Genomic DNA, 25,510 nt, shown 5'->3' with positions numbered 1-25,510 from the left:
ACGGCGGCCGGCGGCGCGGGCGCGGCGCCGGCGGAGGATCGTGCGCTGGCGCTTGACGGAACACGGATGACGGAAGGCGAGGAACGACGGCCGACGCTCTTGGCCCCCGGGCTACTCCCAGTACAGCGTCGCCCGCCCGATCGCCGTGAACGGCCACCCCGGCGAGTAGTGGATCCCCGTGACCGCGGCCGGCTCGTACGGCAGCCGCGAGTCGCTCGCGAACTGGACCTCGCGCCACGTCGCGTCGAACAGGTTCTGGATGTCCACGGCCGCCTCGACGTTCCTCCACCGGAGCCCCGCGTTCGCGTCGACCACCGTGAACCCCTCGGCGGTGAGCGACTCGTCCTCGGTCGCGGGCCGCGCGCCGATCGCCTTCACCCGGAGCGCCGCGAACGGCGTGAAGGCGCCGAACGCCCTGCGCACGCCGATGCCCGCGGTCAGCGTCCGGGTCGGCGCGAGCGCGACCGCGCTCCCGTTGCCGGCGTTCGCGCGGAAGCGCGCGCGGGTGAAGGTCGCGTCCACGTCGGCGAAGAGCCAGCTCCCGAGCCGGTAGCGCGCGCCGATCTCGATTCCATAACGCCGCGTCTCCCCCGACGCCTCGGTCACGCCGGCGTCGCCGCTCCAGACCAGCTCGGAGTCGAGGTCGAGCAGGAACCCGGCCGCGCTGAGCGAGAGGCCGCGCACGGGCGCGACCCTCGCGCCGACCTCGTAGCCCTTCGCCGGGGTGATCAGCGTCGCCGCCCCCTGGCCCAGCACCGCGCCCCGGGCGTCGTTCGAGTGGAAGCCGCGCCCGTAGTGGGCGAAGAGATCGAGCCCGCCAACCGGCGAGACGATCGCCGAGAGCTTCGGGAGCAGCTGCATCTGCCCCCGCGCGCCGCTCGACCGGTTCCCCGTCCCCTCGAGGTCCTCGCGCAGGTCGTCCACGTTGACGTCGATCCACTGCCCGCGCACGCCGAGCACGAGGCGGAGCCAGCGCCGGAGCCGGGCGTCCTGCTCGACGTACACGCCGATCTGGCCCTCGTCGACGTGGGTCCGATCCCGCTCCTCGAGCCGCTCGCGCGCCTCGTCGTGGTGGAGCGACTTGTCGATCGCGTCGGCGCGGATCTGCGCGCCGAGCGAGGTCGTGAACCTCGCCCCGCGGTGCTCGATCTGCTTGCGGAACCGGAAGTCGGCGCCCAGCACCGTGCGGTCGTCGTTCTGCTCGATCTGATCGCCGTGGGCCGGATCCTCGGCGAAGAACGTGAAATTCGAGTACAGCGTGAAGCGATAGCGGAGGAAGTAAGCCATCGCGCTCAGGTCGGCGTCCCGCCACGCGGTCGAGGTGGAGACCGACGCCATGTGCCGCGCGGTCGACCCGCCCTCGGTCGGATCGACGGCGCCGAAGTGATCGATGCACGGCTGCCCGAAGGCGGAGGGCGGCGGGTTCAGACCGCCCTGCTCCCCCTCCCCGCACACGGCGCGCGCCGGGATCTGGCCGGAGCCGTGCCAGGTCGAGCCGTAGGACATCCACGTCGCCTGGACCTTGCCGGTGCTGCCGAGGTCGCGCGTCGCCCTCAGGTAGACGTTGAAGCGCTTGAGCCGCTCCGGGCTCTGGAACGGCCCGTCGTTCCGGTAGACCTCCGCCGCGGCCACCGCGCGCCATTCGTCGCCGAGCTCCGGCGAGGCGATCACGAGGCCGCGCAGGATGCCGTACTGCCCCACGCTGAGCTGCGCGGTGCTCTCGTCGAGCTTCTCGGCGAAGCGGAGGTTGACGGCGCCCGCCGTGCCGAAATCGCCGATGCTCGCGTAATAGGGCCCCTTGTAGCCGTCGAGCCCGATCACGAGCTCCGGGATCATGAAGTAGAGGTCGGTGAAGCCGTGCCCGTGGCCGTGGCTGACCAGGTTGACGGGCACCCCGTCGACGAAGAACGCGACGTCGGTCCCGTGGTCGGCGTCGAAGCCGCGCAGGAAGTACTGGTTCGCCTTGCCGCCGCCGGCGTGCTGCACGGCGAAGAGCCCGGGGACCGACTCGAGGATGTCGCCCGGCCGGAGCCGCGGCCTGAGCTCGAGCTCGCGGTGCCCGACCGAGACGCGCGAGGCGGCCTCGCTGCCCGGCTTCTCCGCGTGCACCGTGACCTCGATGGGCTCTTCCTGGGCGCGCGCTGGCGGCGCGGCGAACAGCGAGATCGCCAGCGCGGCGATCCGATGGAGTCGATGACGGTGTCCGTGGCCCTTCGTGACGTTCTCGCGCAGCATTCATGTCCTCCTTCGCGCAATCGCGCGGAGCGGCGCCGGGCCGCTCGCATCGAGCTCCGGGAGGAGGAAAAGGTCGCCCACGGCGCGATGCCCTGGACCGACCTCTCGCCCCCGCGGGCGACCGGAAGGCAACGCAGGGGGCGGCTCGGGATCCGGGACGTGCGCAGGGCTGCACCGGCTCGGACCTCACCGCCTCCCTCGAGGCTCCCAGGTCGAACCGGCGTCGGATGTGTCCCCGTCGCCGGGCGCGGGCAGGTCTTCGGGCTCGCGAGCGCTCCGGCCGGGCCGGCTTCCTACTGTCCACCGCTTCCCAGCCCTCATCGGGCCAGTGCGTGGGGTGGAGGTCGTTCTCGCTTACCGCTGCGGGGCAGCCCCGGAATCTCACCGGGTTCCCTATTCAGCCTGAGCGAGCGCCCAGGCACCAGCGCGGCGCGCACCCTAGGAGGATGCACCTCCGGCTGTCAATCGCTCCCGCTCACCTCGCCCGCTCCACGCGCGTCCCTCGCCATGCGCCCGCCTCGCGCGGGCTTCCTGCCCGCGCGGCTCGCGCCCGCCTCGCGCGCGCCACCTGAACGTGAGCGCTCGCCGCGCGACGTCCGCGCGCCGGCCGAACGTTCGGGCTCTGGCGAGGATGGGCTCGCTCCTCCGTGGGTCGCGTGCTACACGGCCGCCGCCGTATATGCCGCGTAACGACCTCCGCAACATCGCCATCGTCGCCCACGTCGACCACGGGAAGACCACGCTCGTCGACCACATGCTCCGCCAGGCGGGCGCCTTCCGAGAAAACGAGGTCGTGGCCGAGCGCGTCATGGACTCGAACGATCTCGAGCGGGAGCGCGGCATCACCATCCTCGCGAAGAACACGAGCATCCGGTACCGCGGGGTCAAGATCAACATCGTCGACACGCCCGGCCACTCCGACTTCGGCGGCGAGGTCGAGCGCACCCTGATGATGGCCGACGGGGCGCTGCTCCTCGTCGACGCCGCCGAGGGCCCGCTGCCGCAGACGCGGTTCGTGCTCTCGAAGTGCCTCCAGCGCGGCTTCCCGGTCATCGTGGTCATCAACAAGATCGACCGGAGCGACGCGCGCGCCCACGAGGTGCTCTCCGAGGTGTTCGACCTCTTCTGCGATCTCGAGGCGAGCGACGGGCAGATGGACTTCGCGACGCTCTACGCGATCGGGAAGCTCGGCCAGGCGAAGCGCGAGCTCGAGCACGAGGCCAAGGACCTGGAGCCGCTCTTCGAGACCATCCTCGAGCGGGTGCCCGGCCCCTCCGGCGACCCCGACGGGCCGCTCCAGGTCATCGTCTGCAACACGACCCACGACGACTACGTGGGCCGGCTCGCGGTCGGCCGCGTGGTCCGGGGCACCGCCCGGTCCGGCGCCGACGTCGCGCTCCTCGGCGAGGGCGGGCAGTCGCGCGGCTACGTGAAGATGCTCTACGCCTACGAGGGGCTGAAGCGGGTCGCGGTCGAGAGCGCCGCCGCGGGCGAGGTGGTCGCCATCGCGGGGCTCGACTCGGTCACCATCGGCGACACGATCGCGGACCCGGCGACCCCCGAGTCGCTGCCGCGGATCGTGGTCGAGGAGCCGACCATCAAGATGAAGATCGGCGTCAACACGTCGACCTTCGCCGGCAAGAGCAAGCAGTCGAAGTTCCTGACGAGCCGTCACCTGAAGGAGCGGCTCGAGCGCGAGGCGATGAAGAACCTCGCGATCCGGGTGGAGCCGACCGAGGTGCCCGACACGTTCGTGGTGCTCGGCCGCGGCGAGCTCCAGCTCGCGATCCTCGTGGAGACGATGCGGCGCGAGGGCTACGAGATGCAGCTCTCGAACCCCGAGGTCGTGACGCGCGAGATCAACAGCGAGGTGATGGAGCCGGTCGAGCTCGTGGTCGTGGACGTGCCCGACACCTACGTCGGCGTGGTGACCGAGCGCCTCAGCACCCGGCGCGGCCGGATGGTGAAGATGACGAACCCCGGCTTCGGGCGCGCCCGCCTCGAGTTCCGGGTGCCATCGCGCGGGCTCATCGGCTTCCGGGGCGAGTTCCTGACGGCGACGCGCGGGACGGGCCTGCTCAACACGATGTTCGACGGCTGGGCGCCCTGGGGCGGCCCGATGATGCGCCGCCCGACCGGCGCTATCGTCGCCGATCGCGCCGGCGTGGCGACCCCGTACGCGCTGCACCACCTCCAGCCGCGCGGGACGTTCTTCATCGTCCCCGGCGTCGAGGTCTACGAGGGGATGATCGTCGGCGAGCACAACCGGCCGAACGACACCGACGTCAACGTGATCAAGGAGAAGAAGCTGTCGAACGTGCGCAACCACGGCAAGGACGAGAACGTCCTCCTGGCCAGCCCGCGGCTGCTCACGATCGAGACGGCGATGGAGTGGATCGACGGCGACGAGCTCGTCGAGGTCACGCCCGACGCGGTGCGCGTCCGCAAGAAGGTGCTCGCGTGCAACCGCCGAGAGCGCCGCGAGGACGCGATCGAGCAGGCGCAGGCCGTGGAGTGAGCGGCGGGGGCGCCCGGCGAGCGCCCCCTCCCCTGCCCGCGCCGGTGTGGACCGGTGTAGACTCCCCGGCATGAGAACGACGCTGCTTCCAGCGCTCCTCGCTTCGCTCGTCGCCCTCGCGGGGGCGAGCGCCTGCGGCGGGAGCGTCGTGGTCGACGGCTCCCCGGGGGGCGACGACGGCTCCGGGGGCGCCGGCGCCAGCGCGACGTCGAGCGGGCGCACGAGCGTCGGCGCGGGCCCGCAGTCGGCGAGCTCCAGCGCGGCGGGCTCGGGCGGCGGAGCGCGGGCCTCGTGCGATTTCTTCTGCGCCCTGTTCGACGGCACCGCCTGCCCGGACCCCGGCTGTCGCGCCGCCTGCGCCGAGCTGCTCTCGGTGCCGCGCCCTTGCAACGACCTGACCGCGCCGTTCTTCGACTGCATGGGCGGGATCGTCCAGATCCCGTCGGTCACGCGCTGCGAGCAGATCTCGGCGTGGCTCGATCCGCTGTTCGCGTGCATGGCCTCCAGCGACCCGGCGTGCGACGCCGACTTCGTCCAGGTGGACTGCGCGCCGTTTTACGAAGATCAACGGGCCTGCCAGCTCAGCCAGGGCCGGTAACGGCGGGCGACGTCACCGGCCCTGGCGCGGCCGCGCGCCCGGCCGGAGGGCGCCTCGCAGCGGCCCGAGGGCGTCGGTGACGAACGCGACGAGCGCCTTCACGCGCGGCACCGCGCGCGTGTCGCGGTGCACCCCGAGCCACAGCGTGCGCTCGGGCGGCGGCGACGGCGGCGAGAGCAGGCGCAGGCCCGGCATCGCGTCGCCCAGGTAGCGCGGCAGGCACACGAGCCCGACCCCGGCGGCCCCCATCGTCGCCTGGGCCTCGCGGCCGTTCGTGCGGGCGGCGACGCGGGCCTTCGCGGCGACGGCGCGCAGCCACGCGAGGTCGGCGACCGCCGGCGGCTCGTCGCTCATCGTGACGAGGGCGTGGCCCGCGCACTGCCGGTCGAAGTCCGGCAGGCCGCGCTCGGCGAGGTAGGCCTCCGACGCGTAGAGGCCGAACCCGATGCGCGCGACCTCGCGCTGGAAGACCTCACGGTGCTCGAACGCGGCGGGGCGAAAGGCGATGTCCGCCTCCCGCCGCGGGAGGCTCAGCCAGCGCGCATCCGCGACGAGCTCGACGGAGATGCCGGGGTGACGCGCGAGGAACGGGGCGAGCAGCGGCCCGAGGACGCGGGCGGCGAGCCACTCGGACGCGGTGACGCGGAGGTGGCCGGTCAGGCCGGCGTCGCGTCCGGCGGCGGCGCGCTCGGCGGCGAGCGCGCCCTGCTCCATGCGCTCGGCGTGGCCGAGCACGCTCTCGCCCGCGGCCGAGAGCGCGAACCCCGACGGCGAGCGCCGGAAGAGCTTCGCCCCGAGGCGCCGCTCGAACGCGTCGACGCGCCGCCCCACGGTCGGCTGGGTGACCTTCAGCGCGCGCGCGGCGGCCGAGAGGTTGCCGTGCCGGGCGACGGCGAGGAAATAGCGCAGATCGTCCCAGTCGAGCATGGTCTTCGCGCGGGGCGCTGCTGCGCGAGAGCGCCCCGCGCCATGCACAGATGCATGGCGAGTATACGGCGATGGCGGATGTGCGGGCAACGGCGGAGGGTGCATGCTCTCTCCACGCATTCGCGCGCTCGTCTCTGGCGCAGCGCTCGCGCTCTCTCTGCGTGAGCTCTTTTGCGTGTTGCGTGACGCCGCGCGCATCTCGCGCGTCCGCGCGCCTCGCACGTCCGCGCGGTCTCACCCATTTCATGTCGGATGACCCGATCGAGGCCACCATGCATTCGAGTCGTCGTACGTTTCTCCACCGCGTGGCCGGGACGGCCGCGACAGGCCTCCTGGGCTCGGCCCCGCTGGCCGTGACCGCCTCGTGCGCCGCGGAGCGCGGGCCGGCGGCGGGCCGGAAGATCAAGGCCCTCGCCTTCGACGCCTTTCCGATCTTCGATCCGCGGCCGATCGCCGCGCTGGCGGAGGAGCTCTGTCCAGGCAAGGGCGCCTTGCTGAGCGAGGCCTGGCGCACCCGTCAATTCGAGTACACGTGGCTCCGGGTCGCGGCCCGCGAGTACGCCGATTTCTGGCAGGTGACGGCGGACGCGCTGGCGTTCGCCGAGCGGGCGCTGCGGCTCGATCTCGGCGAGGCGAGGCGGGCGCGGCTCCTCGGGGCGTACCTCGAGCTCGAGGCGTGGCCGGACGCGCTCCCCGCGCTCGCATCGCTGAGGCGCGCGGGCCTCCGGCTCTCGTTCCTGTCCAACTTCACGCCGAGGATGCTCGGCGCCGCGATCGAGCGCTCCGGCCTGGGAGGCCTGTTCGATCGCGTGCTCAGCACCGACCTGGCGAGGACCTACAAGCCGGATCCGCGCGCGTACCGGATGGCGCTCGACGCGCTCGGCCTCGAGCGCGAGGAGATCCTGTTCGTCCCGTTCGCCGGCTGGGACGCCGCGGGCGCCCGCTGGTTCGGCTATCCAACGTTCTGGGTCAACCGCCTGAGCCTGCCGGCCGAGGAGCTGGGCGTGAGCGCCGACGCCGCGGGAGCGAGCCTGAACGATCTGGTCGAGTTCGTCACGGCGGGGGCGTGACCGCCGCCGAGCGCCATCGCGGAGGGGCGTGGCCCGCAGCGCGGCTCAGGCGATCTCCAGCCGCCGCGAGGCGCGGATGCCGACCTGGCGCATCTCCTCGATGATCGGCGCCATCCTCTGAAGCGACCTCGCCGTCCGCTCTGGCCCGGCGAGCTCGGGGCTGCCCGTGCCATAGGGCGGCTCCGGTGCGTATTCCATCTCCAGCTCGCACTCCCTGGCGACCTCGTCGCCGCACAGGCGCCCGATCAGGCGCAGCGCCAGATCGAATCCGCCGGACACCGGCCCTGAGGTGAGCCGATTCCGGTCTTCCACCACGTTCCCCTTGGTGGGGATCGCGCCGTAGTAGGCGAGCTGGTCGTGCAGGTGAAAGTTCGTGGTGGCCCGGTAGCCCTTGAGCAGGCCCGCGGCGCCCAGCATCAGGGCGCCCGCGCAGACGCCGGACAACCACGCCGCGCGGCCGCCGTATTCTGCGAGGAACGCGAGCGATTCTTTGTCCTCCATGACGTGGGGCGGAAGCGCCGGAACATGGAGGACGTCGAGCGCCTTCGGGCATTCGCCGAAGGTGGTCGTGGCCCGCGTCGTGAAACGCGGGACGCCCGCGATCTCGTCCCTGTTCTTCCAGACGAGGTGGAGGTCCACGTTGGGCAGGACGCCGAACACCGTCTGAAGACCGATGTTGTCGGGCAGGAAGAAGCCGGGGCAGACGAAGAGCGCCACCTGGAGCTTGCGCTCCACGGGGAGGCTCAGGGGCAAGGTGAACGAGACATCGTCATGAACGCTCATCGAGGAATCCTTTCTGTTCTGGTCTCGCGCGAGGGCGCGAGGAGGGCGCGCGCTGGGCGAGCGGTGCGCGTGAGCATGCGCCCCGCGCGGGATGGCAGAGGGACAGAGCGCCTGCATTTTCTGCCACGCGCCGCGCCGCGAGCCGGGCCCGCGGCGCGGCGCCCTCGGCTCCGGCCTCGGCGGAGGCCTGGCAGGAAATGCGGGCGCTTTGTCGTTGCGGTCGGGTGCGCAGCGGGTACCGTCGCCGCGTGAAGCGGCCCCGCCCCTCGAAGCGCGCTCCGCGGGGCTCGCCGAGCCCGAGCCCGCATGCGCCGACGCGCAGGATCGTGGTCGTGGCCTACGACGGCGCGGGCGCCATCGACGTGATGGGACCCGTCGATGTCTTCGCCTTGGCCTCGGCGTGCGCCGCCTCGAGGTGCCCTGGCGCGCCCCCGGCGTACGCCGTCGAGATCGCCGGGGTGTCGGGCGGCGTGATCCGGACGCTCTCCGGGGCGCAGATCGTCGCCCACAGGGCGCTCGAGGACGTGGCCCGCGGCGCCGATACGGTGCTGGTCGCGGGGGGCGATCCCCGCGAGGCGATGCGAGACGCCGGGCTGCTCGGCTGGCTGCGCGCGGCGACGCCCGAGGTGCGGCGTATGGGCGCCGTCTGCACGGGCGCCTTCATCCTCGCCGCCGCGGGGCTGCTCGCGGGGCACCGCGCCGCCACGCACTGGCGCGAGGCGGCCGCGCTCGCGCGCCAGTTTCCCGCCGTCGAGGTCGATCCCGACGCGATCTTCGTGCGGTCCGGGAAGATCTACACCTCTGCGGGCACGACAGCGAGCATCGATCTCGCGCTCTCGCTGGTGGAGGAGGATCTCGGGTACGACGTGGCGCTCGAGGTGGCGCGCGGCATGGTGGTGTTCCTCAAGCGCCCTGGCGGACAGTCGCAGTTCAGCTGCCCGCTCCGCGCGCAGGAGGCCGCCGCGGGGCCGCTCGGGCGCGTGATCGCGTGGGCCCTGCGGCACCTCGACGCCGACCTGCGCGTCGAGGTGCTGGCCGAGAGGGCCGGGATGAGCCCCCGCAATTTCGCGCGGACCTTCACGAGGACGCTGCAGACGACGCCCGCGAAGTTCGTCGAGGCGGCGCGGCTGGAGCAGGCGCGCTCCTGCCTGGAGGGGGGGCGAGCGTCGATCAAGCAGCTCGCGCGCGACTGCGGCTTCGGCACGGACGAGCGGATGCGGCGCGCATTCCAGCGCACGCTCCAGGTCACGCCGGAGGAGTACCGGCGGCGCTTCGGGCGATCGTGAGCCGACGCCGCGGGGAGCGGCGGACTCGAGCGCAGGAGGCGTGGCCGGGCTCCGACCTGCGCAGCAGCCTCGACGGAGGCTGTCATGCACTCCCGTGGAGGTACGCCGGCCGCGGCGGTGGCGAGGAGGATCGATTTCTCCGATACCGATGGATCGACATAGTTCTTAACAATTCATTGAAGAATTGGAGTGGCCGGGGGACAGCGGATCTGTAAGCTGCCCGGAGCGCCTCCTCCTTCTGGGCCTTGCCCGGCGAGGCGCGAGCGAAAGGAACTCACGATGATGAGGATGGTTCGACGGGCTCTGGCCTCCGTGATTTTGCTTTCCGGCGTGGGTCTCTGGGTGTGCGCCGCCGGCGCGCCTGCGGCGGCGGCCACGGAGGCCCCCGCGGCAGAAGAGGCGCAGCCCGCGGCATGTTGGGAGTGCGTCAAGGACAGCGATTGCGACGCCAGGTGCGACGGCCCGGGCACCGGGGTTTGCCGGTGGTCCGGCTGTACGCGCTGCCTCTGTACCCAGTAGCCGATCCCCGCGACTGGCCGCGCGCGGTCAGACGTCTGGCCGTCGGTGGTCTCTCTTGCCCGAAGGAATACCTCGCCGGGCCGCGCCTCGCCCCGGAGGCGCGCCCGATGCCGTTCGAGGTGTTCGCGCGCTCGTTCCTCAATCCGGACGGACGCCGCCGCGCGGACCCTACCGGGCGCGCTCGTGCTCGCGCGCGAGCGCCCGGAAGCCCTCGTCCACGAGCTCGAGGAGATCCTCCGTCGCGCCGCGCGCGAGCCACGCGTCGATCGCGCACTGCATGATGGCGATCGCGCAGCTCGCCAGCACCCGCGGCGCGAGGTCGCGCTGCGGATCCAGGCCCATGCGCGCGGCCAGCGGCTCGCAGATGGCCTCCGCGCAATGGCCGAGCCGCTCGCTCTGCCTCGCGCGGATGGCCGGCGTCTTCGCGACGAACTGCTGGACCGCGACGAAGCGCGGCACGTTCCCCTCGTAGAGCCGGCCGACGGTATCCCGGATCGCGTTGCGGGTCGCGACGACCGGCGCCTCGCTCCGAGGGCGCGCACGGATCGACGCGCACGCCACCTCGATGAGCTGGTCCATCCAGGCGATGAGCAGGTCTTCCTTCGACTCGAAGTAGCGGAAGAACGTCCTCCGCGAGATCTCGACCGCTCCGAGCACCTCGTCGAGCGTCGTCTGCTCGTACCCATGTTTCAGGAAGAGGTCGATCGCGGTCTCGATGATCTGCGCGCGCGTCCGCTCCTTCTTGCGCTCTCGGAGCCCCGGGGTCTGGCCCTCCGCCATGGCGCCAGCCTACCACACGCAGGATCGGGGTGCCTCTCCTTGACAAATGCTACTCAGTAGCACATTCTTCCTCCTGTCGCGGCTCCCCGCCGACCTCCAGCGATTTCGCGCGATTTCGGGCGAGGGAGCGCGCCTTCACGGGTACGGAGTCCATCCATCGCCGCCGCTTTGAGCGGCGCCGCGGCCTCCTCGCGACCGTCGCGCGCATGGGCCGTCGCGCGCGGGGCGCATCGCCGGAGGCCGCTTTGCTGCGGCCAACGACCTTTCCGTACGCGCGCCGGTCGGCTCGGGCGATCGGCGCGTCCACGGTCGTTGTCCGCCGAAGAGCGCGCGGGGAGGCGGCCCTCACAGGAGCAACGATGAACACCACGGAACACGACAAGGTCGCGCTCATCACGGGCGCAAGCCACGGTATCGGCCTCGAGCTCACGCGCCGCCTGCTGTCGGAGGGCTTTCAGGTCGTCGCGCTGAACCGCTCGGGGTTCCCCGAGGGCGATCCGCTGCTCCGGGAGAGCCTCGAGCGCCGGAGGCTCCGTGTCCACACGGCAGATCTGTCCGATTTCGAGAGCCTCAGGCGCGCGCTCGGCGCGATCAAGGCGAGCGAGGAGAGGATCGATGTGCTGTTCAACAACGCCGGCGGCAGCGTCCCGGAGCTGACCTTCTCCAGGCAAGGCCGCGAGCTGCACTTCGAGCTCCAGACGGTGGCGCCGTACGTCATCGCGATGGAGCTCAGGGAGCTGCTGCGGAGGGGGGCCTTGAAGACGGTCGTGAACACCTCCTCGAACGCGTTCGACATGACGCGGCGCTTCGACCCCGACGCCCTGGAGCGCCCGGCGTCGTTCAAGCAGCTCTTCGGCCCGTACGCGACGTCCAAGCTCGCGCTCTCCCTCTGGACGCGTGAGGTGGCGCCGCTGCTCGAGAAGGACGGGATCAAGATCCGGAGCGTGGATCCAGGGGCCAACAACACGCTGAGGAAGGGGAAGCGGTCGGGGCTGCCGTTCTTCGTGAAGACGCTGATGAGGCTCTTCTTCCCGCCCCCGACCCAGGGCGCCTCGCGGCTGTACGAGGGGGCGTTCGGCGCGCACCGGGAGCGCTCGGGCGTCTACTTGAGGAAGGACCGCGCGATGGATCTCCCGTTCCGGGAGCATGGTCCGAGGGTGCTGGAGAAGGTGCGCTCCATCTATGAGCGGGAGTTCGCCGCCAGCTGATGCGCCCGCTTCGTCAGGGCGGCGGCGACCTGCGCTCCGGCCAGGCCGCCCTCGAACCCGCGCGCGCTTCCGCGAGCGCCTCGCTCCCGCGCGGGCTCGCAGCGCTCACGTGGACGGGTTGGCCACGCGGCCCACGAACAGGATCGTGCGGGCGTCGTTGTCCCGGATGAAGAAGACGAATGGTCGATCGAAGCGGATGGCCGCGGGCTCGGGCGCGCTCTCGTCGACCGCCACCGCCGTCGCCGCCGCCGCCTCCGTGCCGGCCTCGTTCACGTCGACGAACGCCTTGTGGACCACGGCGCTGATGGACAGGTTTCGCGTCCCGTCGATCCCCGAGAAATCCGCGTTGGAGAACGGGGCGGTCATCCCCAGCTCCTTGAGGGGCGGGATGAGATCGAACCGCGACTCCACCCTGAACTTCGGCAACGTGATGGTGACGTTCCGCGTCTCTCGGAAGACGAGGAGGGTGCTGAGCGCCGAGAAATCGAAGCCCGCCTCGAACTCGCCGAGGTCCGATGGCAGCACGAGCACCATCGACAGGCGGTCTTCCTGGTACGGCACCTCGACCGCCTGGTACCCGTCGTCCTCGTGATACCGCATGTGCGCCGTGTTGGTCATCATCGGCACGGACGCCTTGGAGCCGTCCGCCAGCGTGAAGTCGCCCGGCGCCGTCGCGTCCTCGTCAAAGGGGAACTTCCACGCCGCGTTGAAATAGATCGCGTTCGTCAACACGAGCCGCGTGGTGCTCTGGACGTCGTTCTCCTGTAGAAGGTCCTTGATCCGGTCCTCGGTGCGCTCGGCCACCCAGTCATTGATGATCTCCCGCGACGCCTCGGCCGCCCCCGCGAAATCGAGGAGGGTCATCCCCGCCCCGTAGTGCTCCGCGAGCACGTCGAGGAACGAGGGCAGGAACGGATGGCCGATCTGACCCCAGAGCGCATTGGCGACGTTGAGCTGGAACTTCCCGCGGCCCGCCCCGCTCGACCCCTCGCCGCGGCTCTCGAGCACCCCATTGAGGACGTTGAACGTCGGGTGCAGCCGCTCCTGGGACAGCGTCGTGAAGTGCAGCGTGCTCGCCATCTGCTCTTCCGTGTCGGTGCGCGCTCCCGCGTACGTCATCGCCAGCGCGCTCGAGATGCTGTACGGCGAGTAGAAGAGGTTGCCCGGCTGGGCGCCGAGCTTGTGATAGAGGTCGAGCGCGAACCTCGTGTTGCCGTCGGCGAGGTCGTCGCGCTCGACGTCCGACACCTGAGGGTTGTGGATCCGCTCTTTGTCGGAGACGGCGACGCACGGAGGGGCGCCTCGGTCGCTGCACCCGGACTGTGGATTCGGTTCGGTTCTGTCGGAGACGCAGCCGGCGAAGATCAGGGACAGTGGGAGGAGGGCTGAAAGGACCTGGAGCTTGCGCATGCGACCCGGCAGAGCAGGTGTTGTGCCAGGGCGGCGCGAGGAGCGTCGCGGCCCGTGACACGGACTCCCCGCCGACCCAGGACACCCGTGGATGGCGCCGCTCCGCTGGCCAGCGGCGCGGCGGAGCGGCGGGCGCGATCGATGAGGCAGAGTTGGCCCACTGTGGCGCAGCTCCCGCGCTGCTCCCCCGTCGGCGCGGCGCCACGCCGGCCCGGCCGCGGAGGACGCGGCGGGCAGCGGTGGTCAGACGAACGAGGGCGGAGGCGGCGGCATGGCCGACGCGACCTCCGCAGGCGCCGGCGGCGGCGGCGTGCCGGACGGCGATCGCAACAAGCTGGCAGACAGGTACAAGAACTACTTCCCGATCGGGGCAGCGGTGGATTCGCAGTCGTACATGACGCACGCCGCGCTGCTGAAGACGCACTTCAACAGCGTCACCGCCGAGAACGAAATGAAGTTCGAGTCGCTGCAGCGGACCGAAGGCAACTTCACCTACGACGCGGCGGATCGCATCGTGAGCTTCGCGGTCGCGAGCAACATGAAGATCCGCGGGCACGCCCTGGTCTGGCACAGCCAGAACCCCTCCTGGCTGTTCTCGAACGGCGCTGGCGGCACCGTATCGAAGGAGGCCCTGCTGGCGCGCATGAACAGCCACATCAGCAACGTGGTGCGCCACTTCGAGGGCAAGGTCTACGCGTGGGACGTCGTGAACGAGGCCATGATGGAGGACGGCACGTACCGCACCGGCAACCTGGCAGATGGACAGCGGAGCCGCTGGTACGAGATCCTCGGCGAGAGCTACATCGCGGAGGCCTTCAAGCTCGCGCACGCCGCCGATCCGGACGCCAAGCTGTTCTACAACGACTTCTACAACTACCTCCCCGCCAAGCAGCAGGGTATCTACAAGATGCTCAAAGGGTTGCTCGATCAGGGCGTGCCAGTCCACGGCGTCGGGCTGCAAGCTCACCTCAACATCGAGCCCTCGACGGTGTCCACGAACCAGGCCTATTATCAGCGCGTGGCCAACATGGAAGAGGCCATCAAGCTGTATTCGTCGCTCGGCCTGGAGGTGCAGGTCACGGAGCTCGACATCTCGCTGTACATCCCCGGCGTGACGTACAACCCGAGCACGTTCTACACGACCGCGACCTTCACCGACGAGCTGAAGGCCAAGCAAGCCGCGCGCTATGGGGAGTTCTTCGAGCTGTTCCGGAAGTACAGGTCCGTCATCTCGGGCGTCACCTTCTGGGGCATCGCGGACGACAACACCTGGCTGTCCGAGTTCAGCTCGGGGCGCAAGGACTTCCCCCTGCTCTTCGACGTCGACCACGACCCGAAGCCGGCCTACGACGCCGTGGTGGATTTCTGAGCCGTCGCGAGGGCGCGGGGCAGCTCAGTCCGCGCGAAGCTCTCCGAGGTTGACCCACACATCGACGCTCACGGCCAGCGCGCGAGCTCGTGCCTTCGCCGCGCGTGCCGTGGCATCGTAGCAGCCACCCTTGATCCCTTGGTTCACGTCGCCGCCCCTGCCGTTCGGGCTCCACGCGTTCGGCGTGCTGCTCACGCTCGCCGTGATCGTGAACCACCTCGTGCTCGTGCGGCGCGCTCGCGCGCTCGGGCTCGGCTCGGCGGGCGCGATCGAGGCGCTGGCGATCGGCACGGCGGCCGCGGCGGTCGCGGGCGCGGTGCTCGTGGGGCGGCTCGTCGGCGGCGGCGGGACGCTCTCGTCGGCGGGCGGGTTCCTCGGCGCGGTCGCGGGGCTCGTGGGCCTCGCGCGGGCGCTCCGCATCCCGGTGCTCGCCGCGGCCGACGCGGCGGCGTTCGCGTTCCCGTTCGGGTGGCTGCTCGCGCGCGCGGCGTGCGCCTTCGCGCACGACCACCCGGGCCGGCGCTCGGCGTCGTGGCTCGCGGTGCAGTACCCGGGCGGCGCGCGCCTCGACCTCGGCCTGCTGGAGTGGATGGCGACGCCGCTCCTCGCCGGGATCGTCGTCCTCGCCTCGCGCCGCGCGCCGCGGCCGGGCGCCGCGGCAGGCGCGCTCGCGCTGGCGTACGGGATCTTGCGCTTCGGGCTCGATTTCCTGCGCGCCGACGACTTCGGCGAGACGCCGGATCCCCGGTGGCAGGGGCTCACGGCGGCGCAGTGGGTTTGCCTCGGGGCGCTGATCCCGCTCGGGATCGCCTTGCTTCGGCTCAAGGCCACCCCGTCGCCGCCCGGAGCGCGACCCCGAGGAGCGAGCTCGCCGCATTCGCCGCGAGCGCCCACCCGAACGCCCTCCGCGCCGTGATCCCCGCCTTCCAGAAGTACGCCGCCTCCACGGCCACCGCGAACCCCTCCGCGAGGACCCCGTACCCGAGGAAGTAGCCCGTCTCCCCCAGCACGAAGCGCGGATCTCCTCGGATCGCGGCCACGTACAGCGCCCTCCACGCGGCCGGCACCACGAAGCACACGATCGGGTGCGTGATCAGGCTCGCTCCGAACGCGACGAGCGGGCGCACGCCGAGCGCGCGTCGGTAGATCGGGACCTCGATCGCCTGCGTCAGGACGAACGCCACGCAATAACGGGCGAGCGTCTCCGCGGTCGACATTCGCGTCAGGCGGAGGCGCGCGCCGGGGAGAGGGCGCGGCGCCCCTCGGCCCAGAGCAGCGCGCCCGCGGCGAGCTCGAGGTGGCCGTGGAAGAACGCGAGCCGCAGGTACACGTCGCGCGCTTCTGCCGGGCCGAAGGACGCCCAGCCGATGAGCCCGAGCGCGCCGAGCGCCGACAGCCAGAGGATCGACCCGCCGACGTCCGCCGCGAGCGCCCGGAAGCTCTGCCGGTAGGAGCGCGGCGTCTTGCTCGGCCGGTCGTCCTCGGGCATGAGCCGCAGCCAGACGATGTAGTGCGTCGCCTGCGCGAACGCGTAGAGCACCACGAACCGCGCGGCGAGCGGGCCCGCCTGCGTCGGGCTCAAGGTCCACGCGAGCTGACGCATCCCGAGCCCGGTCCACGGCGCCTCCATGCCCCCGCTCCACGCGAGCAAGGGCCCCGCCGCGCCGAGGAGCAGCGCCGCCGCGCCCGCCGCGAAGAGCGCGATCGGCGCGAGGTGCAGGCGCGTCCGCCGGGGCCGCCAGGCCCACCAGATCGCGACGGCGACGAGGTTGTGCAGGTGCGCGAAGGCGAGGTCCGCGGCGTACCCCGCGCGCTGCGCGGCGGCGAAGAGCGCGCCCACGACCCCGAGCCCGACGAGCCGGCGCGGCCACGAGGCGCGCGCCACGCAGAGCGCGAGCGCCGCGCCGAAGAGGCCCCCGCGCACCCCGCCGCCGAGGCCCGCGGCGAGGACGCCCGCGCCGATCGCCGCGAGCGCGAGGGGCCGCCGGTGCAGGCCGGGGCGCGCCACGAGGTACCGCACGTCCGCGAGCACGTGCGGGATGCCCCAGAGGAGCGGGCCGAGCGCGAGCAGGACCACGGGCCAGGTCGAGGCCAGGAGGAACGCGGCGACGATGAGGGTCGACCCGAGGACGGCGACGCGGCGCTCGCGATCGACGAGCAACGAGCGCGAGAGGGAGGGGCCGAGGAGGCGCAGGCCGAGGCGGCGCAGGCGATCGAGGCCCGCGAGCGGGGCGTCGAGCGGCGGCGCCGGGATCGCGCCGACGGAGCCTGCGAGCCTGTGGAGCCGCCCTTCCATGGAGACCTCGGCGCGCCTTCAGATGGGGCGCACGTCGCTTGGGGTCGGGACCGCGGGGCGCTCGCTCATGGCTCCATCCGGGCCGGCGTCGGAGGGCGCCGGGGGCGGGTCGTCCGGGGGCGGTCCGCCGTTGCCGAGGCACATGTCGCGCGCGCCGAAGCCGGCGCCGACGACCGCGAAGAAGCTCAAGCGTGACGCGATCCGCAGAAACGAAGCTTTCATGGGTCCTCTCGGTGGGCGAAGCAAGGACGGGTGCGCGGGCCCAGGTTGCGCATTCTCCCTGTGTACCCCTGTATAGACTAGACGACTTCGGCCGGGCTTTGGAGGACGCCGGGAAGCACCACCGGAGAGGCGCGTCGCCCGGCGCGGGCGCGCTCCGCGCTGCCGACCTTGCCGACCTGCTAGGCTGCGCGCATGCGGAGCATCGCCGGGCGCGCCGCGGGCGTGGACGCAGCGGGACATCGCCTCGCCAGCCCGGGCGACGGCGCGCTCGAGCGGGCCGGCGCAGCTCCGCGCGCGCTCCGGTCGCGCTGCCCCCGCCTGTCCGGGCCGGGCTCGCGGATCGCGGCTACCCTCGTGCTGGTGATGATGACGACCTCCTGCAACAGCGTGCGACCCCAGGAAGCCCTGCCCGGCGAGCCCGCGGCCGCGCCGGGCGGCCCGTCCGCGACGGCCCAGCAGGCCGCCGAGCAGGGCCCCCTGCCCTCCCCGCCCGGGCCGCCGGCGCCCGCGGGGCCGCCTGGCGCCGCGCCTCCGCCGGGCGGCGCTGCGGGGCGCGCCACGGCCGAGGCGATCGCGGCCTCCGCGCGCGCCTTCCTGGACGGCCTCGACGGCGAGGCGCGCGGCCGGGCGCTGCTCGCGTTCCGGAGCGGCGAACGCGAGGACTGGCATTACGTCCCGCGCCGCCGCGCCGGCCTCGCGCTCGGCGACATGGACGGCGCCGAGCGCAGCGCGGCGCACGCGCTGCTCCGGGCCGGCCTCAGCCCGGAGGGGTATCGCAAGGTGGAGGGCGTCCTCCTGCTCGAGGGCATCCTCGGGGGCATCGAGGGCAACCCGGCGTTCCGCGACCCGGGCCGCTACCACCTCGCCCTCTTCGGCCAGCCCGGGCCCGAGCACCCGTGGGGCTTTCGCTTCGAGGGACACCACGTCTCGCTCAACTTCACCTCCGCGGGAGGCGGCGTGGCCACCACCCCGGCGTTCCTGGGCGCCAACCCGGCCGAGGTGCCCTCGGGGCCCCGGAAGGGCCTGCGCGTGCTCGCGGTCGAGGAGGACCTCGGCCGCGCGTTCCTGGCCTCCCTCACCCCCGCGCAGCGCCAGCGCGCCGTGATCGCCGCCACGGCGCCGCCCGACCTCGTGACCGAGGCCTCCCGTCGGGCCGCGCTGGCAGGCTTCGAGGGCCTGCCAGCGGCCGAGATGACCCCGGCCCAGCGCGCCGCGCTGCTGCGCCTGCTGGAGGCCTATGCCCGCAACTTCCCGGCCGACGTCGCCGACGCGCACCTCGACCGCATCGCGCGCGCCGGCCTGGAGCGCCTGCACTTCGCCTGGGCGGGCAGCGCCTCACCGAAGCAGTCGCATTATTACCGGATCCACGGCCCCACCCACCTCATCGAGTACGACAACCGCGGCGGCGATCACATCCACACCGTGTTCCGCGACCTGCAGGACGACTTCGGCGACAGCCTGCTCGCGCGGCACCTCCAGGAGGGCCACGGCGCCCCCGCCCGCGGTCGGCCCTAGCGCTCTGACACGATTCTAGGATGCCGAGTCACCGCGCCGTGGCGCGCGTGACCCTTCGGCGCGCGCGTCACCTCGGCTCGTAGGTCGCGACGATGTTGCCGTTCGCGAAGGTGCGCTCCGAGACGCGGCGGAGCGCGATGGCGCGGTCGAGGCCTTCGAAGAGGGTGCGGCCGCCGCCGAGCAGGATCGGCACGATGACGAACGTGTAGCCGTCGATGAGCCCGGCCCGCGCGAGCTGCGCCACGATCGTGCCGCTCCCCATCACCAGGATCGGCTCGCCGCTGCCCTGCTTCATCGCGGTGACCCGCTCCACCAGATCGCCGCGGAGCAGGGAGGCGTTCGTCCAGCCGACCTGCTCGAGCGTGCGCGAGACGACGACCTTCTCCAGCCGTGCCATGCCGTCGACGACCTCGGGCATCTGCTGGCGCGCGGTCTCGGTGGTCCAGAAGCCCGCCATGAGCTCGTAGGTCTTGCGGCCGAAGAGCAGCGTGCCCCGGCCGCCCTTCGCGTTCTCGGAGGTGAAGCGCGCCCACTCGGGATCCCCCGCGGCAGACGCGTGGGCCCAGCTCATGTCGCCTCGCGCATCGACGAAGTAGCCGTCCAGCGAGACGTTCTCGAACACCGTCAGCCTTCTCATCGCAATCTCCTGGCGCGACCTCGTTGGAATATCGTAGTCCTAAATTAGGACTGGACGGTCCTGAAGTCAAACTCCATCGTGGACCCCATGCGTAGCTACCTGGATCCGTGCGGGATCGCGCGCGCTCTCGACCGCGTGGGAGAGCGGTGGGCGCTCCTCGTCGTGCGCGAGCTCCTCCTCGGCCCGCGGCGCTTCACCGATCTGCGCGCCGGGCTCCCTTCCGCCAGCCCCAACGTGCTGTCGCAGCGGCTGCGGGAGCTCGAGGACGCCGGCGTGGTGCAGCGGCGCGCGCTCGCGCCGCCGGTCGCGGCGACGGTCTACGAGCTCACGCCCCGGGGGCGCGAGCTCGAGCCGGTGCTCGTGTCGCTGGCCCGGTGGGGAAGTCGGGCCGTCCCCCTGCCGCGGGGCGAGCTCAGCCCGAGCGCGCTGATGATCGCGCTCCGCACCACGTTCGACCCCGGCGCGCTCTCGCGCGGGAGGCTCGCGGTCGTCCTCGACGGCGAGCCGTTCTCGGTCGAGATCGCGCGCGGCGCCCTGTCGGTGGCGCGCGGCGAGCCGGAGGCGCCCGACGCGGCGATCACCACGACCGCGCGCACGCTCCGCGCCGTCGTCTTCGCTGGACACGAGCCGCGCGGGGTCGAGATCGCCGGCGACACCGCCCTCGCGACGCGCTTCCTCGGCGCGTTCGCGCGCCCCGCGCCCGCCTGAGCGCCCCGGCGAGGGCAGAGCCGGTCTGACGTCGAGCTCCGTCGCGCGGCCGACGCTGAGCGGCTCGTCGCTATTGGCTCATGCCGATGGCCAGGCCGTGGCCATCGCGCGACCGAGCCGACGCGCCTATCATAAAGATGCAGCTCGGCGCGAACAGCGGGATGTCGCCTCGTTCCACTCCTCGAACGCCGCCGTTCCATATCGCCGCCTGGCACTGCTCCTCGTAGCACCGCATACTCTGGACGTGAGCCTTGAGCGGTTGCGGGGCGGGCTTCGTTCGCCCGCCTCCGGGCCTCCTGCTCCGGCGGCCCCTGCCGCCATCCTCTTGCGGCGTGACGAAGGTGCACCCATGAATCCCTGCGCCCGAACACGCGCTTGGCCTGAAACCATAAACTACCATACCAACACATTGGCAAAACGAATGAAACACATCTCTCACATGACGCCCATGCGCGCCCTGATCTGCAGCCTTGTCGCCGGAGGCATCTCGCTGAGCGCACCCGCCGAAGCTCAGGCGGTGGAGTTCGGAGTCTACGAAGGAGAAGGCTGCCCCGCAGGATACACGCCGTTGACCGCACTCGACGCCTTCTGGACGTTTGTCGCCCGCTGCGATGAGCTCCCCTATTCAGGAGTCTTTCGTATCGCAGGCGGCTCTTCGATCGATGGCCCGTGGAACAACTGCCAGCAGCATGCTGACGATACCCGCGAGCTGGAATACACGCTCTGCAAACCCAACTACGAGCTCTTTGACATCGGCGGGACCACCTTCGCGGTGGTGAGGGGCGGAGAGCAGTGCCTCGAAGGCTTCGAGCACGTGGATTTCGCCACCGTCTCCGCCTACTCGGAGGAGATATGCACTCACGTCGGGTACTGGGGGATCGCGAGGATCGGTGGAGGGGGCTCCATTGACGGTGTAGGTTATGGTTGCGGCGTCCGCGCGACCGACTCTCGCGAGCTCGGTGATGCCATCTGCGTAGAAAGCGAGTGAAACTCCGAGCGAGAGGCTGGCTTCGGCGCTCGCCCACGAGGGGGTGAGCTCGAGAGCTCCCGGCCTGTGAGCGTGCGCCCGGCGGCGCTTCAGCCGTCGAAGCGGACGCGCGTGCCCGCCGCGGGCCGGAGCACCGGGAGGTAGCGCGAGGCCGGGAATCCGCCCTGGAGCCTGGGGCCCGCGGCCGGGAGCGCCCGCCCGAGCGCGACGAGGAACTGGACGATCTCCATCCAGGCGAGGTGATAGCCGAGGCAGAAGTGCGCGCCGCCGCCGAACTGGGCGATCTCGAGCGGCGAGATCGCCTCCTTGCGGCCGAGCCAGCGCTCGGGGCGGTAGCTGTCCGGATCCGGGTAGAGCTGGGGATCGCGCGAGAGCAGGACCAGCGGGATCGCCACGCTGGTCCCCCGGGGGACGGTGCGGCCTTCGAGCTCGAAATCGGCGACGGCGCGGCGGGCGTCGTGGGGCACCGGCGGGTGGAGGCGGAGCGCCTCGCGGAACACGGCCTCTGCGAAGGGGAAGCGGCGGAGCTCCGCGGGCGAGCGGGGGAGATCCGGCGCGCTCGACGCCTCCTCGCGGAGCGCGCGCCAGATCGCGGGGCTCTCGGCGAGGTGGGCGACGCACCAGGCCATGGTCGAGGCCGAGGTCTCGTGGCCGGCGAGGAGGAGCAGGCGGAGGTTGCCCACGAGATCGTGCTCCGAGAGCGGCGCGCCGTCCTCGTCGCGCGCCTCCAGCAGCGCGGGCAGGAGCCCCTTCGCCTCGCCGCGGGCGCGCACGTCGGCGAGGATCCGGCGGATGCGCGCGTCGAGCCAGCCGCGGGCGCGGAGGCCGCGGCGCCTCGGCGAGCCCGGCACGTCGAAGGGCAGGTTGAGGATGAGGAGCATCAGATCCTCGTAGTGGCGGCGCCACTCGGGGAGCTCGTCGTCCTCGACGCCGGTGATCTTGAACATCACCTCCAGGGCCAGCTCGCGGGTCTCGCGCAGCACCAGGACGTCGCGCCGGCCGAGCCAGGAGCGGACCTTGCGCTCGACGCTGGTCGCGACGATCGCGCCGACCTCCGCGGCGTCGAGCCCCTTCGGCGAGAAGGGCCCGTTCATGGCGGTGCGGATGTGGCGGTGGGAGGCGCCGTCGTGGGCCATCAGCGTCTGGCCGAAGAGGTGGCCGACCCCGCCTTCGGTCAGGTACGAGGAGTCGACGGTCTTGCTCTTGAAGAGCGAGAAGGCCTCGTTCGAGGCGTAGACGAGCTGCCAGGCCTGGAAGCCGTGGGTCCAGAAGAAGAGGGAGCCGAAGCGGCGCTGGCCCTCGCGGAGCAGGCCGAGCTCGTCGACGGCGATCGCCGGCATGTGGCCCACGACCGGGAAGCCGCCGGGGAGGACGGGGAAGCCATGCCGGGTCTCGACGCGGCGGGCGAGGGGGTTCTGGCCCCGCTGGAGCGGGAGGGCGGTGGAGGAGAGGAGGCGGGCGGTGCTCATGGCGGGTGTGAGCTCGTCTTGTACCATCGCGCTGGCGCGGACTGGGCGCCGGGATCGCGGGGCGGAGCGCGCGCGGGGAGCGAGGGGAGCAGACCGAGGAAGAGAGCCAGCATAGTTTTCGCTCGGAGTTGATGTGGATGTCTCTCGTGCTCGTCTCTCGTCCCTCGTCCCTCGTGCTCGTGCGCGATTCCCCGGAGTTCGCGCGCACGCGCACGAAGTGACGAGCACGGAAGACGGGAGACGGAAGACGGAAGACGGAACGTGGGCGAGTCCGCAGCGAGCCAGCCGGAGCGCCGCAACGGGCCCCGCCGCGCCTCGGTCGCCCGCACGCCTCTCGACCGTTGGTGCGCTCTTTGCTGAAGCCCCGGTCCCCCCAGGAGGCCATCTCATGACCGATCGCAAAGATCCTGCGAAGTCATCATCCAAAGATCCGGCGCCGGCCGAGAAAGGCGCGGGCAGCGCGAAACAATCGATGGGCGGCCCGTCCGCGAAGCCACGGGCGGCACGGCCGAAACGCAGCCTCCTCGAGCGCGCGGCGACCGCGCTCGGCAGCGGGACCAGCAGCGACGACGCCGGGGTGCGCAACGTCGCGGCCGCCGATCGCCTCGACGCGAAGGTCGACGCCACCGAGGCGCTCGTCGCCGCGATCCCCGAGAACGTGAACAAGCCAGCCGAGTACGCGCTGCGCGGCAAAGTGCCACAGCCGCCGCAGGGTGCCACAGCGAAGCCCGAGAACCTCGACGCGACCGCGAGCACGATCACCGAGAGCAACGAGTCCGAGAAGAACGGCGCCAAGGCGGCGCCCGGCGCGAACCCGAACCAAGGGCCGCTGCAAAAGCACCGGGTCGACTCGCTCGGCCGGGCGCTGACGACGAATCAGGGCGTCCCCGTCGGGGATAACCAGCACTCGCTGCGCGCGGGGCTGCGCGGCCCGACGCTGCTCGAAGACTTCATCCTGCGCGAGAAGATCACGCACTTCGACCACGAGCGCATCCCCGAGCGCGTGGTGCACGCGCGCGGCTCGGGCGCGCACGGCTACTTCGAGTGCACCGAAGACATCACCTCGCTCACCAAGGCCGCGCCCTTCGCGAAGGTCGGCAAGCGGACGCCCGTCTTCGTGCGCTTCTCGACCGTGGCCGGCGAGCGCGGCAGCGCCGACACGGTGCGCGACGTGCGCGGCTTCGCCGTGAAGTTCTACACCGAAGAGGGCAACTGGGACCTGGTCGGCAACAACATCCCCGTCTTCTTCATCCAGGACGCGATGAAGTTCCCGGACGTGGTGCACGCCGTCAAGCCCGAGCCGCACCACCAGATGCCGCAGGCCTCGAGCGCGCACGACACCTTCTGGGACTTCATCTCGCTCATGCCCGAGTCGATTCACATGGTCCTGTGGCAGATGAGCGACCGGGCGATCCCGCGCAGCTACCGCACGATGCAGGGCTTCGGCGTGCACACCTTCCGGCTCGTCAACGCGGCGGGCGAGGCGACGCTCGTGAAGTTCCACTGGACGCCCGTGCTCGGCACGCACTCGCTCGACTGGGACGAGGCGGTGAAGATCGCGGGCGCCGACCCCGACTTCCACCGCCGCGACCTCTGGGAGGCCATCGAGGGCGGCGCGTTCCCCGAGTACCTCCTGCAGATCCAGACGTTCACCGAGACCGAGGCCGAGAAGTGGAGCTTCGACGTGCTCGACGCGACAAAGATCGTGCCGGAGGAGCTCGCGCCCCTGCGCACCGTCGGCCGGCTCGTCTTGAACCGCAACCCCGACAACTTCTTCGCCGAGACCGAGCAGGTCGCGTTCTGCACGCAGCACATCGTCCCCGGCATCGACTTCACGAACGACCCGCTGCTGCAGGGCCGCAACTTCTCGTACCTCGACACGCAGCTCTCGCGCCTCGGCGGGCCGAACTTCCACGAGATCCCGATCAACGCGCCGATCGCCGAGGTGCACAACAACCAGCGCGACGGGTTCCACCGCCAGGCGATCAACCGCGGCCGGGTGAGCTACGAGCCCAACTCGCTCGCCGGCGGCTGCCCGTTCCAGGCCGGCGCGCGCGGCTTCGCCTCGGTCGCCGAGCGGCTGCTGGCGCAGCAGGCCGCGACCGAGCCGAACAAGCTGCGCGCGAACCCCGAGAAGTTCGCAGACCACTACACGCAGGCGCGCCTGTTCTGGGCGAGCCAGACGCCCGTCGAGCGCGAGCACATCGCGCGCGCCTTCCGCTTCGAGCTGACGCGCGTGCAGACGCAGGCCATCCGCGAGCGCATGGTCCGGATGCTGCGGAACGTCGACGAGGCGCTGGCCGCGCGCGTCGCGGCCGACCTCGGCATGCCGCTCCCCGAGCCGCTCTCGATGGCGTCGCCGCCCGTCAAGGCCCCCGAGGTCGCGGTGTCGCCGGCCCTGTCGCTGTTCGCCCGGCCCGGCGACGGCCGCATCCTCGGCCGCCGCGTCGCGATCCTCGTCGCCGACGGCGTGAGCTCCGCGGCGTCGGGCGCCCTCTACGACGCGCTGCTGCTGGAGGGCGCGGTGCCCCGCTACGTCGGGCAGCGCCTCGGCGTGGTGCGCGCCGCCGAGGGCGACGAGCTGCCGGTCGAGGTCACGATCGAGGCCGCCCCGAGCGTCCTCTTCGACGCGGCGGCGCTGCCGCCCGGCGCGGGCGCGGACGCGCTCTCGCGCGACGGGCTCGCGGTCGAGTTCGTCCAGCTCCAGTACCGCCACTGCAAGCCGCTGCTCGTCCCGGCGTCGGCCGCGTCGCTCGCCGCGGCCGCGGGCATCAAGGCCGCTGCGGCCGCGGGCGCCGACCCGGGCCTGCTCGTCCTGCCCGACGACGCGGTGGCCGAGGCGGCCCCGGCGTTCATCAAGGCGATCGCCACGCACCGCGCGTGGCAACGCCAGACCGAGCCGCCGGCGGTCTGACCCCGGCTCGCCCCGCGCCAAGAACCTCCTCGGCGCCACCTGACCTCGCGCAAGGACG

The 25,510-nt window shown here is 72.0% G+C and carries 21 protein-coding genes and 1 riboswitch; of the genes, 11 read left to right on the top strand and 10 right to left on the bottom strand.

The genetic code is table 11. From position 1 onward, the window contains the following. Positions 1 to 111: 111 nt before the first annotated feature. Complete coding sequence (locus tag WMF20_RS06505; protein ID WP_437611619.1) at positions 112 to 2,235, bottom strand: TonB-dependent receptor; 2,124 nt, start codon at positions 2,233 to 2,235, stop codon at positions 112 to 114. Positions 2,236 to 2,468: 233 nt separating this feature from the next. Beyond that, a riboswitch (cobalamin riboswitch) is annotated at positions 2,469 to 2,676 on the bottom strand. Between the two features lie 190 nt (positions 2,677 to 2,866). Between WMF20_RS06505 and typA the strand changes: the two genes are divergently transcribed. Continuing rightward, positions 2,867 to 4,753 (top strand): translational GTPase TypA, encoded by a 1,887-nt coding sequence (typA, locus tag WMF20_RS06500; RefSeq protein WP_129573520.1) that lies wholly within the window; start codon positions 2,867 to 2,869, stop codon positions 4,751 to 4,753. Between the two features lie 70 nt (positions 4,754 to 4,823). Continuing rightward, positions 4,824 to 5,351, top strand: coding sequence for a hypothetical protein (locus tag WMF20_RS06495; RefSeq protein WP_437611616.1), 528 nt, complete (start codon positions 4,824 to 4,826; stop codon positions 5,349 to 5,351). Positions 5,352 to 5,363: 12 nt separating this feature from the next. Here WMF20_RS06495 and WMF20_RS06490 read toward each other — a convergent pair whose 3' ends face one another. Beyond that, entirely contained in the window at positions 5,364 to 6,278 is a 915-nt protein-coding gene (locus tag WMF20_RS06490) for a LysR family transcriptional regulator (RefSeq protein ID WP_437611614.1), read from the bottom strand. A 272-nt stretch (positions 6,279 to 6,550) separates the two neighbouring features. On the opposite strand from WMF20_RS06490, the gene WMF20_RS06485 reads away from it, so the two are divergent. Beyond that, positions 6,551 to 7,348 (top strand): haloacid dehalogenase type II, encoded by a 798-nt coding sequence (locus WMF20_RS06485; protein WP_437611612.1) that lies wholly within the window; start codon positions 6,551 to 6,553, stop codon positions 7,346 to 7,348. A 45-nt stretch (positions 7,349 to 7,393) separates the two neighbouring features. Here the strand turns inward: WMF20_RS06485 and WMF20_RS06480 are convergent, their stop codons facing one another. Further along, positions 7,394 to 8,131 carry a DJ-1/PfpI family protein gene (locus WMF20_RS06480; RefSeq protein ID WP_437611610.1) on the bottom strand — a complete coding sequence of 246 codons (738 nt, stop codon included), beginning with the start codon at positions 8,129 to 8,131 and terminating at the stop codon, positions 7,394 to 7,396. Between the two features lie 326 nt (positions 8,132 to 8,457). Here WMF20_RS06480 and WMF20_RS06475 point away from each other — a divergent pair, with 326 nt between their 5' ends. Then, positions 8,458 to 9,417, top strand: coding sequence for a GlxA family transcriptional regulator (locus WMF20_RS06475; RefSeq protein WP_437611608.1), 960 nt, complete (start codon positions 8,458 to 8,460; stop codon positions 9,415 to 9,417). 687 nt (positions 9,418 to 10,104) lie between these two features. Here WMF20_RS06475 and WMF20_RS06470 read toward each other — a convergent pair. Continuing rightward, positions 10,105 to 10,716, bottom strand: coding sequence for an acyl-CoA-like ligand-binding transcription factor (locus WMF20_RS06470; RefSeq protein WP_437611606.1), 612 nt, complete (start codon positions 10,714 to 10,716; stop codon positions 10,105 to 10,107). 359 nt (positions 10,717 to 11,075) lie between these two features. Between WMF20_RS06470 and WMF20_RS06465 the strand changes: the two genes are divergently transcribed. Continuing rightward, positions 11,076 to 11,924 carry an SDR family NAD(P)-dependent oxidoreductase gene (locus WMF20_RS06465; RefSeq protein WP_437611604.1) on the top strand — a complete coding sequence of 283 codons (849 nt, stop codon included), beginning with the start codon at positions 11,076 to 11,078 and terminating at the stop codon, positions 11,922 to 11,924. A gap of 105 nt (positions 11,925 to 12,029) precedes the next feature. Here WMF20_RS06465 and WMF20_RS06460 read toward each other — a convergent pair whose 3' ends face one another. Next, a complete protein-coding gene (locus WMF20_RS06460) occupies positions 12,030 to 13,172 on the bottom strand; it encodes a serpin family protein (protein WP_437611602.1) in 1,143 nt (380 codons plus the stop codon). A 433-nt stretch (positions 13,173 to 13,605) separates the two neighbouring features. Here WMF20_RS06460 and WMF20_RS06455 point away from each other — a divergent pair, with 433 nt between their 5' ends. After that, positions 13,606 to 14,703 carry an endo-1,4-beta-xylanase gene (locus tag WMF20_RS06455; RefSeq protein WP_437611600.1) on the top strand — a complete coding sequence of 366 codons (1,098 nt, stop codon included), beginning with the start codon at positions 13,606 to 13,608 and terminating at the stop codon, positions 14,701 to 14,703. A gap of 130 nt (positions 14,704 to 14,833) precedes the next feature. Then, entirely contained in the window at positions 14,834 to 15,619 is a 786-nt protein-coding gene (locus WMF20_RS06450; RefSeq protein WP_437611598.1) for a prolipoprotein diacylglyceryl transferase family protein, read from the top strand. Here WMF20_RS06450 and WMF20_RS06445 read toward each other — a convergent pair. The 3 genes from WMF20_RS06445 to WMF20_RS06435 are packed head-to-tail and all read right to left on the bottom strand — an operon-like array spanning position 15,525 to position 17,221. Further along, complete coding sequence (locus WMF20_RS06445; protein WP_437611596.1) at positions 15,525 to 15,920, bottom strand: hypothetical protein; 396 nt, start codon at positions 15,918 to 15,920, stop codon at positions 15,525 to 15,527. The genes WMF20_RS06450 and WMF20_RS06445 overlap by 95 nt on opposite strands. A 5-nt stretch (positions 15,921 to 15,925) precedes the next feature. After that, the gene (locus WMF20_RS06440) at positions 15,926 to 16,999 is read right to left on the bottom strand and encodes a hypothetical protein (RefSeq protein ID WP_437611594.1); all 1,074 of its coding nucleotides are present in this window, start codon (positions 16,997 to 16,999) and stop codon (positions 15,926 to 15,928) included. An 18-nt stretch (positions 17,000 to 17,017) separates the two neighbouring features. After that, positions 17,018 to 17,221: a hypothetical protein gene (locus WMF20_RS06435; RefSeq protein ID WP_437611592.1), complete on the bottom strand. Its 204-nt coding sequence runs from the start codon at positions 17,219 to 17,221 to the stop codon at positions 17,018 to 17,020. Between the two features lie 192 nt (positions 17,222 to 17,413). On the opposite strand from WMF20_RS06435, the gene WMF20_RS06430 reads away from it, so the two are divergent. Further along, positions 17,414 to 18,736, top strand: a complete 1,323-nt coding sequence (locus WMF20_RS06430) for a DUF3500 domain-containing protein (protein ID WP_437611590.1) — start codon at positions 17,414 to 17,416, stop codon at positions 18,734 to 18,736. A 67-nt stretch (positions 18,737 to 18,803) separates the two neighbouring features. Here WMF20_RS06430 and WMF20_RS06425 read toward each other — a convergent pair whose 3' ends face one another. Further along, positions 18,804 to 19,373, bottom strand: coding sequence for a dihydrofolate reductase family protein (locus WMF20_RS06425; RefSeq protein ID WP_437611588.1), 570 nt, complete (start codon positions 19,371 to 19,373; stop codon positions 18,804 to 18,806). An 87-nt stretch (positions 19,374 to 19,460) separates the two neighbouring features. Between WMF20_RS06425 and WMF20_RS06420 the strand changes: the two genes are divergently transcribed. Beyond that, positions 19,461 to 20,081 carry a winged helix-turn-helix transcriptional regulator gene (locus WMF20_RS06420; protein WP_437611586.1) on the top strand — a complete coding sequence of 207 codons (621 nt, stop codon included), beginning with the start codon at positions 19,461 to 19,463 and terminating at the stop codon, positions 20,079 to 20,081. A gap of 421 nt (positions 20,082 to 20,502) precedes the next feature. Beyond that, the gene (locus tag WMF20_RS06415) at positions 20,503 to 21,069 is read left to right on the top strand and encodes a hypothetical protein (RefSeq protein ID WP_437611584.1); all 567 of its coding nucleotides are present in this window, start codon (positions 20,503 to 20,505) and stop codon (positions 21,067 to 21,069) included. A gap of 89 nt (positions 21,070 to 21,158) precedes the next feature. Here the strand turns inward: WMF20_RS06415 and WMF20_RS06410 are convergent, their stop codons facing one another. Then, entirely contained in the window at positions 21,159 to 22,538 is a 1,380-nt protein-coding gene (locus tag WMF20_RS06410; protein ID WP_437611582.1) for a cytochrome P450, read from the bottom strand. 388 nt (positions 22,539 to 22,926) lie between these two features. Between WMF20_RS06410 and WMF20_RS06405 the strand changes: the two genes are divergently transcribed. Continuing rightward, on the top strand, positions 22,927 to 25,452 hold the full coding sequence (locus WMF20_RS06405) for a catalase (RefSeq protein WP_437611580.1): 2,526 nt from the start codon (positions 22,927 to 22,929) through the stop codon (positions 25,450 to 25,452). Positions 25,453 to 25,510 lie beyond the last annotated feature (58 nt).

Source organism: Sorangium sp. So ce834 (assembly GCF_051521425.1).
Lineage (GTDB): Bacteria > Myxococcota_A > Polyangia > Polyangiales > Polyangiaceae > Sorangium > Sorangium cellulosum_D.
Note: the sequence above shows the minus strand (reverse complement) of the source record. Positions and strands in the feature narration are given on the sequence as shown.

What these genes read in the sequence shown, in the direction of transcription:
- WMF20_RS06505 (WP_437611619.1), bottom strand. Translation starts at nt 2,235, where the DNA reads ATGCTGCGCGAGAACGTCACGAAGGGCCACGGACACCGTCATCGACTC.
- typA (WP_129573520.1), top strand. Translation starts at nt 2,867, where the DNA reads ATGGGCTCGCTCCTCCGTGGGTCGCGTGCTACACGGCCGCCGCCGTAT.
- WMF20_RS06495 (WP_437611616.1), top strand. Translation starts at nt 4,824, where the DNA reads ATGAGAACGACGCTGCTTCCAGCGCTCCTCGCTTCGCTCGTCGCCCTC.
- WMF20_RS06490 (WP_437611614.1), bottom strand. Translation starts at nt 6,278, where the DNA reads ATGCTCGACTGGGACGATCTGCGCTATTTCCTCGCCGTCGCCCGGCAC.
- WMF20_RS06485 (WP_437611612.1), top strand. Translation starts at nt 6,551, where the DNA reads ATGCATTCGAGTCGTCGTACGTTTCTCCACCGCGTGGCCGGGACGGCC.
- WMF20_RS06480 (WP_437611610.1), bottom strand. Translation starts at nt 8,131, where the DNA reads ATGAGCGTTCATGACGATGTCTCGTTCACCTTGCCCCTGAGCCTCCCC.
- WMF20_RS06470 (WP_437611606.1), bottom strand. Translation starts at nt 10,716, where the DNA reads ATGGCGGAGGGCCAGACCCCGGGGCTCCGAGAGCGCAAGAAGGAGCGG.
- WMF20_RS06465 (WP_437611604.1), top strand. Translation starts at nt 11,076, where the DNA reads ATGAACACCACGGAACACGACAAGGTCGCGCTCATCACGGGCGCAAGC.
- WMF20_RS06455 (WP_437611600.1), top strand. Translation starts at nt 13,606, where the DNA reads ATGGCCGACGCGACCTCCGCAGGCGCCGGCGGCGGCGGCGTGCCGGAC.
- WMF20_RS06445 (WP_437611596.1), bottom strand. Translation starts at nt 15,920, where the DNA reads ATGTCGACCGCGGAGACGCTCGCCCGTTATTGCGTGGCGTTCGTCCTG.
- WMF20_RS06440 (WP_437611594.1), bottom strand. Translation starts at nt 16,999, where the DNA reads ATGGAAGGGCGGCTCCACAGGCTCGCAGGCTCCGTCGGCGCGATCCCG.
- WMF20_RS06435 (WP_437611592.1), bottom strand. Translation starts at nt 17,221, where the DNA reads ATGAAAGCTTCGTTTCTGCGGATCGCGTCACGCTTGAGCTTCTTCGCG.
- WMF20_RS06430 (WP_437611590.1), top strand. Translation starts at nt 17,414, where the DNA reads ATGCGGAGCATCGCCGGGCGCGCCGCGGGCGTGGACGCAGCGGGACAT.
- WMF20_RS06425 (WP_437611588.1), bottom strand. Translation starts at nt 19,373, where the DNA reads ATGAGAAGGCTGACGGTGTTCGAGAACGTCTCGCTGGACGGCTACTTC.
- WMF20_RS06420 (WP_437611586.1), top strand. Translation starts at nt 19,461, where the DNA reads ATGCGTAGCTACCTGGATCCGTGCGGGATCGCGCGCGCTCTCGACCGC.
- WMF20_RS06415 (WP_437611584.1), top strand. Translation starts at nt 20,503, where the DNA reads ATGAAACACATCTCTCACATGACGCCCATGCGCGCCCTGATCTGCAGC.
- WMF20_RS06410 (WP_437611582.1), bottom strand. Translation starts at nt 22,538, where the DNA reads ATGAGCACCGCCCGCCTCCTCTCCTCCACCGCCCTCCCGCTCCAGCGG.
- WMF20_RS06405 (WP_437611580.1), top strand. Translation starts at nt 22,927, where the DNA reads ATGACCGATCGCAAAGATCCTGCGAAGTCATCATCCAAAGATCCGGCG.